The following is a 15,603-nucleotide window of genomic DNA, read 5'->3' on the forward strand; positions in this document are numbered from 1 at the left end:
ACTCCCCCTATTTTGTGCACATTACATTGACCAGTCAAACATAATATGTTTAGATTAAAGATATGAGCGAACTTATATATTACGACCTAAAACAAACATCAGGAATGGCAGCAAGCCTTTCTGTTCAAGTGGCTAAAGAAATTGGCAGACGCATTGTGTCTGGATCATTTGAAGCCGGCAGTTTAATTGATGATGAAGATGCACTCGCTAAACGCTACCAAGTAAGCCGCGTAGTAGTACGCGACGCGGTAAAAATCTTAGTAAGCAAAGGCCTACTTGATGTACGCAGAGGTATTGGTACGCGTGTACTACCTCGTGATAGATGGAATATGCTAGACGATGACGTATTAGCATGGCATTTATCAGCACCACCTAATCGTAAATTTTTAGAGCAATTAATGGACGTGCGCCTAGCCTTTGAGCCAAAAGCAGCACGTTGGGCAGCTGAGCGTGCGCGCCCTGAGGATTTAATTGAAATTGCAGCCGCATGCGAGCGCATGGCTAAAACAGATAACAGCGCAGAAGATTTTATTATTGCTGATTCTTTATTTCATAAGGCCATTATAAAAGCAGCGCAAAATAGCTTTTTAGCTTCTATGGAAGGCGTTATTTATTCTGCACTTTTAGTTAGTATTAAAGTAACAAATAAAGACCCGCGCGATAACGGTGCATCTATTCCGTTTCATCGTGAAGTATACGAAGCCATTGCTGCAAAAGATGGTGATAAAGCCGAATTCCTCACCGAAAAACTCCTAAAAGATGCCAGCTTTCGTCTTTCTGCGACAGTAAATAACAAATAGCCATTGTTTATTGTCGCAAATTCATATAAATAGTACGTATAAATAAATAATACGGACACTAAGATACTATGAGCGAATTAACATACTACGATCTAAGACGCAGCAGCGCCATGTCACCTAGCTTACCGGTACAGGTAGCTAAAGAATTAGGCCGTAGAATTGTTGCTGGCACATATACTCCTGGCACACTGATTGATGATGAAAACCGTTTAGCCGAACGTTTTCAAGTAAGTCGAGTTGTTGTTCGTGATGCAGTAAAAATTCTTGTTGGTAAAGGGCTTTTAGATGTACGCAGAGGCATTGGCACTCGCGTAAAAACCCGTGATAACTGGGCATTGCTTGACGATGATGTTCTTGCGTGGCATTTAAGCGCCCCACTTAATCCTGAGTTTTTAACTCAATTAATGGAATTTCGTTTAGCATTTGAGCCCAAAGCAGCCAGTGTTGCAGCGCTTCGCGCAGAGCCTGAAGATATTAAAGCCATTGAAGATGCATTAAATGAAATGCAAAGCTCGGTAAGCGATTTAGATAAGTTTGTTATTGCTGATGCACATTTTCATGGCGCTATTTTACGCGCTTCTCATAATGAGCTATTTATTTCGATGGAATGCGTTATTTTTTCGGCGTTGCTTGTGAGTATTAAAGTAACAAACCAAAGTGCACAAAGTAATCATGCTTCTATCCCGTTTCACCGAGAAGTATTTGATGCTATTGCCACCGGTAATAGCGAAAAAGCACAAGCCCTTACAGAAAAGCTTTTAGCAGATGCTAAAGCCAATTTAGCTAAGTTAATGGATATTTAATTTATTTTAAATAGCACCGCTAACTCATCATTTATTGTGAGAGGAATGATGAGTAGCGATGCAAGCACAACAACGTTTTATCGCAATCTTATTAAAATTAATTAAAGATAATATTCAGCATAATTTTTAGCATTAGTCGTAAATTCTTCTAAACCCATTCCGGCTTTATACAAGCCACTTCCTAAACCAAAACCCGATGCCCCTGCATTAACAAATTCATCCTGGTTTTGAGGCGATACACCGCCCACAGGGTAAATATCAATACCCGAAAGCACTGTTGTAATTGCTTTTAAGCCTTTTGGACCTGCTGTATCTGCTGGAAAAAACTTAAGCGCGTCGGCACCGGCATGCAATGCAGCAAACCCTTCAGTGGGTGTATAAAATCCAGGTACGCAGTACAGTCCTTTTAATTTACTAAAACGGATCAGCTCTACATCGCTATGCGGAGATATAATAATACGACCGCCCGCTTTAATTACCTGATCAACTTCGTCTTTAGTAACAACCGTGCCCGCACCAATAATGGCTATATCTGCGTATTTATCACTTAATAACTTAATACTTTTTAATGCATCAGGAGAGTTAAGTGGCACCTCTATAACGCGGTAACCAATATCAATAAGTACCTTTGCATAATCAAGCACTTCTCTTGGTGTAATGCCGCGTAAAATAGCAACCAGTGGTAGTTGCTTCATAGCATGAGTTAACGAAATTAATGACATAATTGAGTTTCCTTTTCTGTGACTAAACCGGCCTGTACAGCAAGTGTAAACATGCCTTTAGTAGATGCAGTAGCACTGCTTAAAATAGAAGAAGTAAAACCTAGTTCTTTTAATGCTTCACAATACAAAGCATTTAAACTTGAGTTACCAATTAAATAAACATGCTTAATGTCGTTTAGCTTGCTTTTAATACCCGCAAGCTCAGCGCCAATAAGTAAACCAGATAAGTAACTAGGTACGTTTTGCAGCGTTAATTGTTTATCTAGCTTTAAAGTACGCGCACTAAATAATGCACTTAATAAACTGCTTTGAACTTGACTAACACCAACGCCTTTTAAAAAGCTTGGCATATCTGTTGGTGTTTTACCTAGTGCCTCTAATCCTTCACCTAAAATGCTTTGTTTAGTCAATAAATCAAACATTTCACCGGTCATGAACGTACTAAGGCTCGTAATAACCGTTTTTTGGTCAGTATCTTTCGCAACTTGAACCCACTTAGAGTGAGTACCTGGTAGGCAAAACATAGTCTCACTCAATGTTTGATTACTTAGCTCACCCGCTGTTTGCTCTACATCTAATACGGCACCAAATACTTGTACTTCTTCACCGCGCATTACATCGCATACATTATTTTCCATAACGTATTTAACACCCGGCACAATACTAATTTGTAAGCCTGCTTTATTATTTGCTTTACAAAGGTTTACGCTCATACTACCGAGATTAGCTGGCGCATTTACATAGCCTGTATCTTGCCAACCAATAGCACCGCCTACCATACCCGCCATAATAATCGGCGTTTTATGTTTTGATAACCAGCCTGATATATAACTAAGTAATACGGTTTCTAAACAGTCGTTTTTAATACAAAGTACGCCCTGCTCACCATTAACAGTATCTAAAATGCTGCCTTTGCCATCGACTAAAAAAGCTCTAAAGTTAGAGCTCCCCCAATCAACCACAATTAATGCTGGTAAGTTGCTTTTGTTATCGCTCATAAGCCTTGCCCTTATTTATTAAATTGATACTTCGTAATGTTTAATAAAATCAAGGTCGGGCTCAATACCAAGGCCTGGACCTTTTGGTAGCGCAACTGTTCCGTTGTTATTTTTAACTTGCTCGTTAATATTTAGAGACTCTTGCAATAACTGCTCTCTAAATAAGTTTGGCGTTGTATCGTACTCAAGCATAGGTTGTACTGGGTGTGCAGCACCTGGTAAATCAGGTAACGCAGCTAATAAATGTAGATTAGTACCTACCGCAATAGCCGAACCCCACACATGGTTTATAACAGGCACAAAATGCGCGTGTGCCATAGCTAATACTTTTTGATATTCGGTAATACCACCGAGCGCACACACTTCTGGCTGGAGTAAATCAACGCAGCGGTTTTTAATTAAATCTCTAAAGCCCCAGCGAGTAAATTCTGCTTCGCCACCGGCAATGCTCATATCAAGTGCTTCACATAAATCGCGATAGCCTTGATGATCCTCTGGTGCAACCGGTTCTTCAAACCAGTACACGCCTAAATTTTGTAGCTCTCGACCTAGCGGAATAGCTTCGCGCGCTGTATATGCATGGTTAGCGTCAACCATTAGGCGCATATCGCGGCCAATACCTTTGCGTACAGCTTCAACAAGCTTTATATCGCGGTCTGGCGAAAGACCTATTTTCATTTTCATGGCCGTGAAGCCCATTTCTTTAATACGTTGGCTTTCTTCGGTAAAGCGCTCTTCCAGATTTGGAAATTTTTGTAGCATCATGCCGTAACCATAAGCCGGAATGCGGTCTCTAAAAGCCCCCCCTAGTAACTTATAAACGGGTTGATCTAAAAATTTACCTGCAATGTCCCACAGAGCAATATCTACACCAGATAAAGACTGAATAGGCATACCTTTTTGGCCATGATCGCGCAATAGGTTATAAACTTTATGCCAAATCACTTCTCTGTCGAGTGGGTCCATTCCCAAAATCATAGGCTGAATCACATGCTCAACAATTGTTTTATTGGCAAACGCGACACCGCCACCGCCAAAACATTCGCCCCAACCTGTAATACCTATATCGGTACGTACTTCAACTAAATGTGCGGTACGTTTAGCGTAATACTGCTGCGAATAACCAAGTTCTTCTTCTAGGTCGTACTGTAAAACGTGGCTAATAATTTGTGTGATTTTCATAGTCTGTTCCTTAAACCTTTAACGCGCGAGAAACACGTTTATATGCAAGGTAGTCATCTAAAGCTAACAACGAACAATCAACACCCACGCCCGATTGCTTAATACCAAAATGAGGTAAATTAATGCTGTATTTAATGCCGTTAACCTGTACTTCGCCAAAGCGTAAATGTTTTGCAAAGTAAGAAATAGTCTCTTCGTTACTACTAAAAATAAATGAACTTAAACCAGCGTCCGTGTCATTTGCATCGCTAAGTACCTGTTCGTTATCACTAAACGTAATAATACTAATAACAGGGCCAAATATTTCGTCTTTGTATAGATTCATGCTCGAATCTACATTTGTAAGTACGGTTGGTTCGTAAAAATACCCATTAACGCCTGTAGGTTTTTTACCACCTAATTGTAATTTAGCGCCTTTTTGCTGTGCATCTTTAACTAGCTCATCAATACGTTGCCATGAGTTAGCATCCATAACGGGGCCCATATCAATGGCCTCGTTTTTATCAAAACCAACTTTTACTGCTTTTGCACGAGTAAGTACTTTTTCAATAAATTCGTCTGCAACGCTTTCGTGTACAAATACGCGATTTGGGGTAACACAAATTTGCCCTGCGTTGGCAAACTTAACGCCACAAATCACATCGGCTGCGTTATCTAAATTCGCATCGCTACATACAATGGCAGGTGCATTACCACCAAGCTCCATTGAATAACGCTTGATTGACGTAGCACCTGTTGCAATTACATGCTTACCCACATTAGTAGAACCAATTAAAGTAAGTACAGAGGGAATAGTTGACGCTGAAATTGCATCGCCTACGGTGCTATCAGTGCCCGAAAGTATGTTAACCACACCTGCTGGTAAGCCGATTTGTTCACATAATTCGCCTACAGCATAAGCAGACAAAGGCGTTTTACTTGACGGTTTTACTACAAGCGGACAACCCGCAGCCATTGCAGGCCCTAATTTATAAGCCAAATTTAATAATGGAAAATTCCATGCTAAAAATGCAGCCGCTACACCAACAGGCTCACGCGAAAGAACGTGGCTGTGCGTACCTTCATTATCTTTTAATTCTTCATCGGCGATATTAACAATGGCATCAGCGTAAAAATTAAGGCTATCAACTAACATTTGAAAGTCGTCAGCGGTTGACTGCCATGGTTTAGCCATTTCTAAATGTACGCATTCACGTAAGTGTTGCTCGCTTGCAATTACTGCATCACGCAGTTTAAGCATCCATTGAGCACGCTCTGTTGCAGGCGTTGTTGACCAACTTGAAAATGCTTCTTGCGCAGACTCTAAGGCCATGTTTGCTTCATTAATACCTGCAGCCGAAATTTCGCCTACAACTTCGAGTGTTGCTGGATTGATAATTTCGGTCGTTGCGTCACTCGTTATTAATTTTCCACCGATATACAGTTGTTTAGAAAGCATTCTGTCGCTCCATTATTATCTACAACACCCTAAGGGCTAAAGTAAGACACACAGGTCTCAATACATAATAACTATTTAAACATATGATGTTTGATTGAGCAAACACAAAATACATTTAGTTAACAAAAAAACTCATATGCCAAGATTTATGAGCATTGCCTTTAATTAACCCTTCCTCTTCACTCGCCATGGCTTTGTGTAAAGAATCGCTATTGCCTATACAAGGTTCTATCCCAAGTACAAAAGGGGGTAGCTGCTCATTGGCAGACCAACCGTTGTAATTAAACCAAAGCCCCAAGTGACTTATGTTTGTTGATGAAAATTCAAACCCGCAGCTTTGCTGGGCTTTATCATCAACCAGTTTTACAATTATATTTTGATCTTTATGAGTGCCCGTATTTAAGTGTTTGCTAAAAACCTTACTTGCAAAACCACTGTTATAGGGCATGACTTTATTTAGCGGCGGGACTTTAGTTGAGCACTCACTCCAGTTAATAAACGGTCTATTAACGTTATAAAAACGACTAAGCCCTTCATCAACTTTAAACTCCATATGTTTGTTATTTATTAAAATACGCATCTCTGGTCTTATGGCAAAAATAGGGTGCGCTGACCAAACAAAAGGGAGATTGTGCGTTGTGTTATTTTTTACGTGGTAATCAACAAGCAGCCGCTTACTGTGTTTTTTTAAGGTAAACGTTCTTATAAATGTAAAAGTAGAGTCAAAAACCTCAGCTTGTAAGCTAAGTATTATTTCTTCATCGCTAATATGGGTATTAGTTATTTGCCATGCTTGGCACCACAATTCACCATGATCATGTGAAAAATGCGTTTTATTGGGGATATGTTCGTACAGCTGAGGAGAAATACCCGGAAAACATTCATCCCAACCACCGCTATCATGCTCAGAAAAATCATTATTTTTTGCAGGTTTTAAAGTGATTTGTTTATCGTGAGCAAGCCACTCTCTATTGTGTTTTAAGCTTACAATAGAGATGACTTTTGCACCCAACTGAGGAATGACTGTAATAGCAAGCTCACTATTTTTTAGCAAAATAGCCTCAAAACCATGAGCCTTACAGTGTATTAAGTTAAGCACTTTAATCGTGATAAATTACAGAACGGCCACCATCAATGATTAAGCTTTGCCCTGTCATAAAACTCGAATCTGAACTGGCTAAAAACACGGCTGGGTAAGCAATTTCTTCAGTTGTTCCATTTCGTTTTAGAGGATGTACATCGCCCATTGCTTTGCGTGAAGCTTGCGGATCGTCTGTTTGCTCCCACGACTTAAACGCCATAGGTGTTTCTATCATGCCTGGGCACAATGCGTTTACTCGTATGTTGTGCTTTGCGTATTCAACGGCTAAGTTTTTAGTTAACCCTATAACCGCATGCTTAGTTACCGCATACGGAAAATACCCCGGTACAATTTTATAAGAATGCACAGAACCTACATTTATAATGCTGCCACGGCCTAACTCTTTCATATGCTCAAGTACGGCTACAGCACACTGCCACATACCTTCAACATTAACCGCAAAGCTATCACGCCACATTTGTGGAGTAACGTCATCTACGTTTCGCCCAGGGCTAATTAAAGCCGCGTTATTAACTAAAATACTGGGCTTGCCGAGCTCATTAACTACTTTTTCAACCATGTTTTTTATAGCCGTTTCGTCGCTAATATCGGTATGAGCAAAAATAGCATCAAACCCTTTGCTTTTTAGCTCTGCTACAACATTTTCGCCCATTTCTTTATTTATATCAGCAACACACACTTTAGCGCCTTGCTCACAAAATACGCGTGCAACTGTTTTTCCAATTCCATCGGCTGCGCCAGTGACAATAGCGACTTCGTTTAATAATCGTGATGACATAGTTATATTCCTTATTTATTGAGCCCAGGGACCAAATCGCGTTCAATGGCCTCAATAGACTTGCCCTTAGTTTCGGGAAGTATGAATGCCATAACAATACAGCCTACAATAGCGACGCCTCCGTAATATAAAAACGTATTTGCTGCGCCCATGTTCTCTAATTGCCAAGGGAAAAACTGCTGAATACTCCAGCTAGAAATACTCTGTACTAAGGCGGCAAAGGGTAACGCGACACTGCGTACTCGGCTTGAAAATATCTCCGAGAATATCACCCACATTATTGGCCCTATCGACATATTAAAGGCGGCTAAAAATGCAAATAAGCCAAATAAAACATACGCAGGACTAATATTTATAGAAGCATTAATAATTGCACCGGTAACAACTGGTAGCTCTTTTTTACTGTAAATAGTGGCTAAATCTGCTTTTAGCGCAACATCAGTGCTGTATATTTTATTTTCGAAAACGTGCAGCTTTGTAATATCTACTTTTTGCTCTGCAACTTTGGTTATTGCTTCACTGTTGAGTGAGTACGTGGCATTTTCAAAACCATACCAAATTGATACGTGCGCAACAGCAATAAGCAGCAAACCGGTAATGGTTAATGTTCTTCTGCCGAGTTTTTCAACAAAGAATATGGCGACCAATGTAAATAATACAGATACCGCACCAAGTACTATTGTTTGTAAAAATGAGTTTTCGACGCTCATACCTATTTGTTCAAACACGGTAGGAGCATAAAACAGACGGCGTTCATGCCGGTTGCGCCCTGCACTACTGCGTAACATACAGCAAGTAACACAACAAAACGCATAGGCTTACTAAACAATACTTTAAGTTGCTCTAGTGCACTGTTTTTTGAATCTTCTTGAATGGTTGCTTTAATATCATTAAGTACTATTTCGGTATCGGCGTTATTGATCCCCATACCTTTGAATACAGCGCGTGCTTCTTCATCACGTTTTTTGCTCATTAACCAGCGCGGCGATTCAGGAATCGTCATTAATAACGAAAACCAAATAATATTAGGCACAATTTCAAAGCCAAGCATATAACGCCAAATATTGGCTTCATTTAACCATTCAATTGAGCCCATGTTTTTAACAAAAAAGTAATTAACAACAAACGCAAATAAACTACCTAACGTTATAAGCAACTGATTAACTGATACAAATTGGCCGCGTTTATTAGCGGGTGCAATTTCACCAATATACATAGCTGAGACAGTTATAGAGGCAAATGCGACCCCTCCTATAAAGCGTCCAACAACCAGCATGGGGTAACTTACCGCAAAAGCAGAAATAACCGTAGAGAGTGAATACGTTAAAGCAATGCCAATAAGTACCTTTTTACGACCAAATTTTTGGCATAAAGTACCTGTAAAAAATAGTGCGATGATTACGCCAACAATGGCGCAACCCACTACATTACCTGTTTGTAAACTGGTTAGCTCAAACTGCGAGCTAACATAGCGTAACGCCCCCGATATATTGGCCGCGTCTAGGCCAAATACAAATCCGCCAAATGCTGCAATGAGGGAGTACTTAATTGCTTTTGTTGATTGTGTGTGTGTGTCTTTCAATGTATTACCCTTAGTTTTATTTTTATACTTTTACTGTGTTGGTAATGAGTGCTCTACAACATATAAAAGAATAACATTGATAGAATTAGTAAAAACAATATAAACATATGATGTTTATATGTGCAATGTGTTTTTCCTCTCACATCTAATTAATGTAAGAGGAAAAAACACAAAATTAATATTTAAAGTGAATACGTAAAATTAAAAGCCGTCTATTTTAACGCAAGGCTCAAATACGCCTTTTACCGCATTTTTAAATGCAAGCGTAGCGCCGTGAGGTATAGCATTAAATGGGGTATCTTCTAGGCCACATTGTGCTGACGTTACGTAAAGTGTTGTACCATCGTCGCCAAACGCTGGGCAGGTAGGGCGAGGTGTTTGAGTCGCTAAGCTTTGAATTACCTTAGCTTCGGGCGATATGCAATCTACACGTGCGCCATCCCAAAGTGCAATCCACATGTTGCCTTCGCTATCAATTACAGCGCCATCAGGTGATACAGCTGAGCTCGAATAGTCAAAAAACAACACACTTCCTCCTATTGGCGTACCCGTAAGTGAGTCGACGTCAAATCGGTAAATTTTTTGCGTTTTTGAATCTGCGTAATAAGCTCTAGCACGCGACTTATCAAAACAAATACCATTGGGTATGGTTAAATCACTAACAACTTGAGTAAGTACGCCGTTGTGAAAACGATATATAGCCCCTTCGTTTTCGTGAGCATCGCCGTGCATTGTGCTTATCCAAAACCCACCCCACGGATCGGCACGCCCATCGTTACTGCGGTTGTCAGGTTTATCTGCTTCAACGCTGCACAAAAAAGTTTGCTTATGCGTGCTGGTATTATAGGTATTTAGGCCTTTATCACTTGCTAGTAATAAGGTTTCATTGTTTACCCAAGCCAGAGCGGTAACCATATTATCTAAGCGTTGCTCAACTTTATGGTCGCCTTTTTTACTGTGCAAAATGTGGTTTGGAAAATCAACCCAATAAAGCGTTTGTGTGATCGGGTGCCACAAAGGCCCCTCGCCTACAAAATTTAGTGTGCTGTCAAAAACAGTCGCTGTAAGTGTATTCATTTAATTCTCTAAACAAGTTACCAGTTAGTATGAGAACCATCACGCTTTGATAAATGCGGCGCTTCGGTTTCTACAGGGGTTGCCAATCTAAACGCGGCTTCGTTCACTTCAACACCTAAACCAGGTACTTCAGGAATAGTAAATTTATTGCCTGTTAACACATGCTGCTTAGGAAAAAGAAGTGGATCATGGGCACCAAACTCACTAAACGGGCCTTGGTGCGTTTCCATTAAGCCTAAATTTGGTAGCGCTGCTGCAAAGTGATTTGTGGCTGCTGTACACACAGGGCCAAGCGGGTTATGTGGCATAACATCTATATAATGTGCCTCAGCCCAACCAGCCACTTTCATTGCTTCTGTTAAGCCACCAATGTTACACACATCAACACGTAAATACTGAGTAAGCCCTTGTTCTATATAAGGCTTAGCTGCCCATTTAGAACTAAACTCTTCACCAATAGCAAAAGGAATATGCGTTAAAGTACGCAGCGTTTTATACGCATCAGGAGATTCATGTCGAATCGGTTCTTCAATAAAATCGAGTGTATCGGGCTTTAAACGTTGGCAAAACGAAGCTGCCTCAGCCACGCTTAATCTGTGATGGTAATCAATACCAAGTGTAATATCAGGCCCAAGTACTTTACGTAGCTCATTTAGGCAACGCGCTGTGCGCGTTATAGATTCTTGTGGTTCAAAAAACACAGGGTCGTCAAAACGACTCGGTATCACTCTTATTGTTGTCCAACCTAGCGCTATAAGTGCTTTTGCTTCTTTAACTAAATCGTCAAATTTATCCGGATCGGCCTCTGTATAACAACACGCAAAGCACGCTATGTGCTCGCGTTGTTTGCCCCCTAACAACTGATAAACAGGCACTTGTAGTGACTTACCTAAAATATCATAAAGAGCAATATCAATTGCTGAAATAGCAGCCGTAATTACACGGCCCCCTTCAAAATAATGGCTGCGGTATAGCTCTTGCCAAATACGGCCAATTTTACGCGGATCTTGCCCTTTTAAAAATCCAGCAAAGTGCTGTATTGCGCCAATAACTGCTTGCTCTCGATTTGATAAGCCCGATTCGCCCCAGCCAACTATGCCACATTCGGTTACTACTTTTACTAATAGCTGATTACGTTTTCCTACGCAGCCTAAAAGCGCTTCAACAGATTCTATTTTCATTATTATTACCTATGCGTTATTGAGGTTGAGTTGCTGGTAAACGGTATTTATCCATGCGGTCTATATCGTATTTTTCGTATTTTCTTTTTAATAACCAGCGCGGACGCTCTAACGTTAATTCCCATTCAAACAATGATTTAAACATAGTTTTAACACGTTCAGGATTTTTTGCTGCTAAATCTGTTTGTTCACTAATGTCTGTGCTTAGGTCGTATAGCTCTGCTGGGCGGTCTGGGTAACGAATAAGTTTCCAATCATTATCGCGTATTACAGCTCTGTTTTCTTTTTTCCAGTACATCACTTTATGTGGGCGTGCTGTGTTTTTACCTTGAATATAAGGGAGTAAATCAACGCCATCAATATCATTACCTAACGCCTTACCTTGTGCGGCACTGTAAAAAGTAGGCAGTAAATCTAGTGTGCTTACTGGGTAGTCGTAAGTCGAACCTGGTTTAATATGTTTTGGCCAACTAATTAAAAATGGTACACGAATACCCCCTTCTAACTGGTTTGATTTAGTCCCTGCAAGTGGTGCATTATTTGAGGCGTTTTTATCAGATGGGCCACCGTTGTCGTTTGAAAAAACCACAATAGTATTTTCATCTAAGCCTAACTCTTTAAGTTTATCAAGTACATAACCACTGGCTCTGTCTAACCCTAGGGTCATTGCAGCAAGCTCTTTACGTTTACCCGTTAAGTTTGGAAACTTAGCTAAATCTTTAGGATCTGATTCAAGCGGAGTGTGTACTGCGTTAAAAGCTAGGTAGATAAAAAAGGGTTTATCTTTGTTTTGTTCAATGTATTTAGCGGCTTCTTTACCTAACTCATCGGTTAAGTACTCTTTTGGCTCTTCGTAATTACCAAAGTCGCGTTCTAATTTTTTATCAAAAAAATGTTTGTTTCCATTTTTCATTTCTTGTTCTGAATAGTTAAAGTAGCTTCTGTCGCCACCTCTAAACCCTAAAAAAGTATCAAAACCACGTTTTAAAGGATGAAACCTGTCGGCGTCACCTAAATGCCACTTACCAAATACCGCTGTTTTATAGCCCTGCTCTTTAAGATAATCGCCCATTGTTTTTTGATCTAATGGCAAGCCCATATCTGCACCTTTAAGTGCTGAGTTATCGCTCATAAAACCTGGTACGTTAATTTCTTCGTAACCAAAACGTTGCTGGTACTTACCCGTCATTAAACCTGCACGTGAAGGACCGCAAGTAGAATCACTTACGTAACCTTGAGTAAAACGGACACCGCTTTGGGCAAGTTTATCTAAATTAGGTGTTTTAAGCTGCGTACTACCTTGAAAGCCAAAATCACCAAAACCTGCGTCATCAGCAAAAATTAAAACAATATTAGGTTTTTCTGTTTGTGCTTTTGCCATTGCATTAGCACTAACGCAAAAGCCTAAACATACAGAAAGAAGAACAAGTAGCTTATTCATCACAGTTTCCTATTTAATATAATAGTTAAGCACATAGCTAAAAAATATTAATTACACCATAGCTAACATATTGGTTATATTAGACTATTACGGCTAGTTAATTTAATGGTTGAGTTGTAAATAATGAGTTTATAAATCACAATATCGCTACACTAAACAAAACATAACAATATTGCAAACATATGATGTATGATATTTTGAAATTAATTTTTCAATTTCTCACTATTACTTAAGCCTAATAACAGTGTCAGTTTAAAGGCAAAGCCTATTTACTGTGTGCTTAGCTGCGGCCCGTTATTTAGTTTTAAGTATGCATTAGTGTGCTATTAAAGGTGGATTCTAAAATGATAAATATAAAAAACAGCCTTTTTGTTGTTCTTTTTTTATGCAGTTGTTTTTCAGCGATTGCAAACGAGGAATGCCAGTCTTGTCATCAACAACAAACCCACGATTGGAAACAGTCAGACCATGCAAATTCAATGGCTTTAGCCAATACAGATACCGTGCTTGGTGATTTTAATAATATAACCGCGACCCATTTTTCTCAAAAAGCCGTGTTTTATAAAGAAAAAGAGACCTTTTTAATTGATTTGACCGAGCAAGGTACAAAAAAAACGTACACTGTAAGTTATGTATTTGGCTTTGACCCACTGCAACAGTATTTAATTGAAGTTGAAAAAGGCAAATACCAAGTATTTCCCTTTGCATGGGATAGCCGCGCTAAATCACTAGGCGGTCAGCGTTGGTATGCCAACTACGCTAACGAGGATGTAAAACCTAACGACCGTCTCCATTGGCTGCAACCTCTGCAAAACTGGAACGGCATGTGCGCCGATTGCCATTCAGATAATTTAAAGCGTAATTTCAATAGTGAAAAGGAAAGCTTTGATACGCACTTCTCGAATATAAATGTGGGCTGTAAATCGTGCCACAGCGATATAACGGATGAACATAAAACTAAAAAAATAATAAAGACAGCTCAAACAAGCCCTACAAATATGTCGCAGTGGAAAATAATTGGCGATAACAAAATTGCTACCTGGCAAGGTGAGCCGCGCGATAACAGCTTTATGCAAGGCTGTTATGCATGTCATTCGCTTAGAAGCCCGCTGACTGATGGTTTTGATAACAGCCAAGCGTTTTTAGACCAATTTAGTCCTTCATTTTTAGAACCAAATTTGTATCACGCCGATGGCCAAATTAAAGAAGAAGTGTATGTGTTTGGCTCTTTTGCACAAAGTAAAATGTACAAAGCCGGGGTTAACTGTGTTGACTGCCACGATAAACACACCATGAAAGTTAAAACAAAAACAAATGGGCTGTGCTTACAGTGCCACAGTGCGAGCGAATACAACAAACCCGAGCATCATCGTCATAAAGAACAATCAACCGGGGCTCAATGTGTTAGCTGCCACATGCCTACAAACAGATACATGGGCGTTGATGACAGGCGCGACCACAGCTTTAAAATTCCGCGCCCTGACATATCAATAAAATACGATACACCCAATGCGTGTGTGCAATGCCACGACGGTAAAACAAACGAATGGGCAGCAAACACGCTTGAAAAATGGCATGGTAAAGCACCTGCATTAAGTGCAAGCGAGCACAGTATGCTTGAACTGCGCTCATTAAAAGCGATATCGCAAAATGCACATATGAGCTTAATTAATGACTTTTCGTTAAACGAAATAGACCGCGCCAGTGCGATTGCTTATTTAGGTAATTCGGGCGCTGAGCTAAGCGATGCCACAGTAAAAAGTTGGGTTAACTCGCCGCTTCCGCTTATTCGCTTAGCGATTGCTAAAGTGGGCTTTTTACTCCCCGAAGCAGAGCGCTTAAAAAGCTACAAGCAACTATTAACCGACAAATTAAAGTCGGTGCGTGTTGCTGCAGCGCAAAACCTAAGCCAAACAACAGCGCAGTTAAACGGGCTTAATCAATCAATTATAGAGCTTGCACACGCTAATACTGTCAATACATGGCGCGGTGAAGGTAACATAAATCAAAGTATGCTCGCGCTTAATAAACAAGACATAAACGGTGCTATAAAGTCGTTACAAAAAGGCATTAGCGTTGACCCTTACTTTGATGCAAGTTATGTAAATTTAGCCGACATTTATTATCGCCTTGGTAAAACAGCAAAAATGCAAAGCACGTTAAATAGTGGTTTAAAAGCAGTACCTAACTCTGCGTCGCTGCACTATGCAAACGGTATGGCGCTTATTAGAAGCGGTAACAAACCCGCTGCGGTTGATTCGTTTAAACACGCAATGACACTTGAGAGTAATAACGTGCAATACGCTTATTTGTATTTTTTAGCGCTAGATAGCATTGGCTCAACAGCGCAGGCCGTGGGTGAGTTAAAACTCAAAATTGGTGCTTATAATAATGCACAGCAGCTCAAAAACTTAGGAATGAGCTTTGCTCAAAAGCTTAAAAATGCTGAGGATTACCACTTTTTTACTCGTTTAAAATAATTTTTAAAAATTGAATTAT

The 15,603-nt window shown here is 40.0% G+C and carries 13 protein-coding genes and 1 pseudogene; 3 read left to right on the forward strand and 11 right to left on the reverse strand.

Annotated elements, in window-relative coordinates:
- Window positions 1–62 precede the first annotated feature (62 nt).
- Together PX700_RS00925 and PX700_RS00930 are read left to right on the forward strand one after the other, a co-directional pair.
- Window positions 63–800, forward strand: a complete 738-nt coding sequence (locus PX700_RS00925) for a FadR/GntR family transcriptional regulator (RefSeq protein WP_149605834.1) — start codon at window positions 63–65, stop codon at window positions 798–800.
- Between the two features lie 68 nt (window positions 801–868).
- Complete coding sequence (locus tag PX700_RS00930; protein ID WP_197175043.1) at window positions 869–1,603, forward strand: FadR/GntR family transcriptional regulator; 735 nt, start codon at window positions 869–871, stop codon at window positions 1,601–1,603.
- A 101-nt stretch (window positions 1,604–1,704) separates the two neighbouring features.
- On the opposite strand, the gene PX700_RS00935 is transcribed toward PX700_RS00930, so the two are convergent.
- The 11 genes and pseudogenes from PX700_RS00935 to PX700_RS00985 form a co-directional block, all read right to left on the reverse strand.
- A complete protein-coding gene (locus PX700_RS00935; protein ID WP_415636255.1) occupies window positions 1,705–2,325 on the reverse strand; it encodes a 2-dehydro-3-deoxy-6-phosphogalactonate aldolase in 621 nt (206 codons plus the stop codon).
- Entirely contained in the window at window positions 2,316–3,323 is a 1,008-nt protein-coding gene (locus tag PX700_RS00940) for a 2-dehydro-3-deoxygalactonokinase (RefSeq protein WP_415636256.1), read from the reverse strand. The genes PX700_RS00935 and PX700_RS00940 overlap by 10 nt, the downstream gene beginning before the upstream one ends.
- Window positions 3,324–3,341: 18 nt before the next feature.
- Window positions 3,342–4,505 (reverse strand): mandelate racemase/muconate lactonizing enzyme family protein, encoded by a 1,164-nt coding sequence (locus PX700_RS00945; protein ID WP_479519572.1) that lies wholly within the window; start codon window positions 4,503–4,505, stop codon window positions 3,342–3,344.
- A gap of 10 nt (window positions 4,506–4,515) precedes the next feature.
- Entirely contained in the window at window positions 4,516–5,943 is a 1,428-nt protein-coding gene (locus tag PX700_RS00950; RefSeq protein WP_479519573.1) for an NAD-dependent succinate-semialdehyde dehydrogenase, read from the reverse strand.
- Window positions 5,944–6,058: 115 nt separating this feature from the next.
- Window positions 6,059–6,997, reverse strand: a complete 939-nt coding sequence (locus tag PX700_RS00955) for an aldose epimerase family protein (RefSeq protein WP_479519574.1) — start codon at window positions 6,995–6,997, stop codon at window positions 6,059–6,061.
- Between the two features lie 46 nt (window positions 6,998–7,043).
- The gene (locus PX700_RS00960) at window positions 7,044–7,823 is read right to left on the reverse strand and encodes an SDR family NAD(P)-dependent oxidoreductase (RefSeq protein WP_165739254.1); all 780 of its coding nucleotides are present in this window, start codon (window positions 7,821–7,823) and stop codon (window positions 7,044–7,046) included.
- A gap of 11 nt (window positions 7,824–7,834) precedes the next feature.
- Window positions 7,835–8,119 (reverse strand): MFS transporter, encoded by a 285-nt coding sequence (locus tag PX700_RS00965; RefSeq protein ID WP_479519735.1) that lies wholly within the window; start codon window positions 8,117–8,119, stop codon window positions 7,835–7,837.
- Between the two features lie 318 nt (window positions 8,120–8,437).
- A pseudogene (locus PX700_RS00970) lies at window positions 8,438–9,405 on the reverse strand (MFS transporter); the annotation flags it as partial.
- Between the two features lie 201 nt (window positions 9,406–9,606).
- Window positions 9,607–10,482, reverse strand: coding sequence for an SMP-30/gluconolactonase/LRE family protein (locus PX700_RS00975; RefSeq protein WP_479519575.1), 876 nt, complete (start codon window positions 10,480–10,482; stop codon window positions 9,607–9,609).
- Between the two features lie 17 nt (window positions 10,483–10,499).
- Complete coding sequence (locus PX700_RS00980) at window positions 10,500–11,663, reverse strand: mandelate racemase/muconate lactonizing enzyme family protein (protein WP_479519576.1); 1,164 nt, start codon at window positions 11,661–11,663, stop codon at window positions 10,500–10,502.
- A 16-nt stretch (window positions 11,664–11,679) separates the two neighbouring features.
- The gene (locus PX700_RS00985; RefSeq protein ID WP_479519577.1) at window positions 11,680–13,104 is read right to left on the reverse strand and encodes a sulfatase; all 1,425 of its coding nucleotides are present in this window, start codon (window positions 13,102–13,104) and stop codon (window positions 11,680–11,682) included.
- Window positions 13,105–13,448: 344 nt separating this feature from the next.
- On the opposite strand from PX700_RS00985, the gene PX700_RS00990 reads away from it, so the two are divergent.
- Window positions 13,449–15,584 carry a multiheme c-type cytochrome gene (locus tag PX700_RS00990; protein ID WP_479519578.1) on the forward strand — a complete coding sequence of 712 codons (2,136 nt, stop codon included), beginning with the start codon at window positions 13,449–13,451 and terminating at the stop codon, window positions 15,582–15,584.
- The last annotated feature ends 19 nt before the right edge of the window (window positions 15,585–15,603 follow it).

The sequence above is a fragment of the Pseudoalteromonas sp. TP27 genome, from assembly GCF_056470645.1.

Excerpts from the sequence above, each read along its gene's own strand:
- PX700_RS00925 (WP_149605834.1), top strand. The coding sequence starts at position 63 with ATGAGCGAACTTATATATTACGACCTAAAACAAACATCAGGAATGGCA.
- PX700_RS00930 (WP_197175043.1), top strand. The coding sequence starts at position 869 with ATGAGCGAATTAACATACTACGATCTAAGACGCAGCAGCGCCATGTCA.
- PX700_RS00935 (WP_415636255.1), bottom strand. The coding sequence starts at position 2,325 with ATGTCATTAATTTCGTTAACTCATGCTATGAAGCAACTACCACTGGTT.
- PX700_RS00940 (WP_415636256.1), bottom strand. The coding sequence starts at position 3,323 with ATGAGCGATAACAAAAGCAACTTACCAGCATTAATTGTGGTTGATTGG.
- PX700_RS00945 (WP_479519572.1), bottom strand. The coding sequence starts at position 4,505 with ATGAAAATCACACAAATTATTAGCCACGTTTTACAGTACGACCTAGAA.
- PX700_RS00950 (WP_479519573.1), bottom strand. The coding sequence starts at position 5,943 with ATGCTTTCTAAACAACTGTATATCGGTGGAAAATTAATAACGAGTGAC.
- PX700_RS00960 (WP_165739254.1), bottom strand. The coding sequence starts at position 7,823 with ATGTCATCACGATTATTAAACGAAGTCGCTATTGTCACTGGCGCAGCC.
- PX700_RS00965 (WP_479519735.1), bottom strand. The coding sequence starts at position 8,119 with ATGTCGATAGGGCCAATAATGTGGGTGATATTCTCGGAGATATTTTCA.
- PX700_RS00975 (WP_479519575.1), bottom strand. The coding sequence starts at position 10,482 with ATGAATACACTTACAGCGACTGTTTTTGACAGCACACTAAATTTTGTA.
- PX700_RS00980 (WP_479519576.1), bottom strand. The coding sequence starts at position 11,663 with ATGAAAATAGAATCTGTTGAAGCGCTTTTAGGCTGCGTAGGAAAACGT.
- PX700_RS00985 (WP_479519577.1), bottom strand. The coding sequence starts at position 13,104 with ATGAATAAGCTACTTGTTCTTCTTTCTGTATGTTTAGGCTTTTGCGTT.
- PX700_RS00990 (WP_479519578.1), top strand. The coding sequence starts at position 13,449 with ATGATAAATATAAAAAACAGCCTTTTTGTTGTTCTTTTTTTATGCAGT.